General features: G+C 40.5%; 1 protein-coding gene and 1 pseudogene. Both read right to left on the reverse strand.

Annotation, left to right across the window (positions count from 1 at the left end):
- Positions 1-603 precede the first annotated feature (603 nt).
- Positions 604-2,031 (reverse strand): galactose-binding domain-containing protein, encoded by a 1,428-nt coding sequence (locus BBROOKSOX_RS10000; RefSeq protein ID WP_139661583.1) that lies wholly within the window; start codon positions 2,029-2,031, stop codon positions 604-606.
- Positions 2,032-2,067: 36 nt separating this feature from the next.
- Positions 2,068-2,382: pseudogene (locus tag BBROOKSOX_RS10005) on the reverse strand (IS1595 family transposase); the annotation flags it as partial.
- Positions 2,383-2,510: the final 128 nt, after the last annotated feature.

Genomic DNA, 2,510 nt, shown 5'->3' on the forward strand with positions numbered 1-2,510 from the left:
AGACTGTCCAATTAATAGTGTTGGCTAGTTGTATTAAAGGGTCTTTGACATCTAATTGAGAAAAGAGCTCTGAATGAAAAAGATTTGATTGGGTGGATATTGGGCTGGATTTAGTTAACATTTTTTTTAAGCAAAACGACCAAGAAATAAGAGGTATTTTAGCAAAAGTTGGTTGATTTGTCTATGGTTATTGTTGGTTTTATTGTTATAAATCAATTTGTTGTGTGGTTTTTAAGGGTTGACTAAGTAACTACCAAATTAGTTATGCCCTCAACAGATAAAGCACAATTTATCCGCAAATCGGCACTTAGTGTGCGACAAGGGTTTGAACGAAAAGCAATGCTTCTTGTCTATGACTTATGATAGAGTGGCACAACATGCTACCTTGTCTAATCATTTAAAGAATTGATATTTACTTTGCTAATCTGCATGCGCCATGACAAAGAAGCTCTAATGAAAACATCCATAGCTTAATCCGCCAATACTTGAAGAGTTATCACCCTGCAGTCAACTTGCGGATAAATCGCACTAAGGTTCTTCAGGCGCCCTTAAGTGTTGTAATCCGTTAATTTTAAAAAACTTTGAATTAACACTGTCCTATATTTAATCAGATGCAGGTGTTGTGCCTCCCCTACTTGGATCACCCCACGCCGTGATTGATCCATCGGCTTTAACGGAGGCAAAGGCATACCCATTTGAATAAATCTTGGCGTAGCCACTGTCAGTGGGCGCACCTGAACCTCCATACTCTGAATCACCCCACGCCGTGATTGATCCATCGGCTTTAAGGGCGGCAAAGGCATAATAAGTTGAATAAATCTTGGTATAGCCATTACCAGCGGGTGCATCTGTTCCTTCACTTCCATAACCCCACGCCTTGATTGACCCATCGGCTTTAAGGGCGGCAAAGGCACTACTAGTTGAATAAATCTTGGTATAGCCCTTACCATCGGGTGCATCTGAACCTCCATAACCTGAGTTACCCCATGCTGTGATTGATCCATCGGCTTTAAGGGTGGCAAAGGCATACCCAGTTGAATAAATCTTGGTATAGCCATTACCAGCGGGCGCATCTGAACCTCCCCGACCTGAAACACCCCACGCCGTGATTGATCCATCGGCTTTAAGGGCGGCAAAGGCACTATAAGTTGAATAAATCTTGGTATAGCCACTATCAGAGGGTGCACCTGTGCTTCCACTACCCCACGCCGTGATTGATCCATCGGCTTTAAGGGCGGCAAAGGCAGTCCTAGTTGAATAAATCTTGGTATAACCACTACCAGAGGGCGCTGTGCCTCCAGCATCTGGGTCACCCCACGCTGTGATTGACCCATTGGCTTTAAGAGTGGAAAAGGCAGCCAAGTTAGGATAATTTGGCGCATTATGAAACCCACCAAAATTATTATGAGCACTAGAAAAATCCATCTCAGCAAAACGCAAAGGATCAACACCCATAACCTGAACTTCTGCTAGAGATAAATAGTCCTTGTCAAGCAATTGGATTCTAACATAGCGACCTTGTTTGCCTGATGCGTCTAATTGAATGATTTTTTTGGGATTGGGTGCGACATGAAAGTCTTGTTGATAGATGTGGGTACTGAAATCTGCTTTATTAGAAATACTAACTTGGTAGTTACTTAGTCTATCTGCACAGCAATCAGTGCGGTTGTAGATAACGATTTTCTTGATGTTTTTTTGATTGCCTAGATCAACCTGCCACCAAGCGCCTTGTTCATACTTAGTGTGGGTTATGCTATTGGTATACCAGACGCCTCTAGTGTCGCCATTAACTGCTTGTGGGGCTTGATAGCGATCGGTCTCATAATAATTGCTGGATTGTGTGGCAGGCTTCCCAAAGGCTAGATTAACAGTACTGACACCTGTATTAGTGATAGTAACAGGTGTAATAAAAGTTTTAGCAATAGTGTGTGAATTTAGCACAACACTACTAAAAGCATTTAAAGAGACTGAAATGATGGCGACTGCAAGGAATTTAGTCAGTTTGTTTAGTGTGTTTGTCATGTTTTTCATTTTCAAAAATAATGATTAAAAAATTTAGGGGCTTAACTAGTTAAGAGGCTCTTTTCTAAAATTTCCAAGCAAAAATTTGTAAAGATTTTGCTTGCGATTATTGAATCTAAATTCACATTCTTTAAGATGACATTTAAACATATCTTTATTCATTCCCTTAAACTTTACTAGCCTAATTTTAGCATAACCCCAAAATGATTCAATACCGTTAATATGCGAGTTGCCTCTAGCAAACTCGTTCTTACCATGGTGCACTCTAAAATGCCTTTTATAACCAAAATCTACAAGTCCATTATACCCTCGCCAACCATCAGAATTAATCACGCTATCCGTTGATGCTTTGTCTTTAATAGAGACCTTTGCATAAATAGGGATGATTAGCAAAATCCAATTTTTGCCCAATTGGTGATTTCTTTAAACCTTGTCCTAGCAGGGCTAAGGCTGGGTTTAAAAAATCGCCAAGTGGGTGAAAAGTGGGT

The organism is bacterium endosymbiont of Bathymodiolus sp. 5 South, from assembly GCF_900128535.1.
In the GTDB taxonomy this organism is placed as follows: domain Bacteria; phylum Pseudomonadota; class Gammaproteobacteria; order PS1; family Pseudothioglobaceae; genus Thiodubiliella.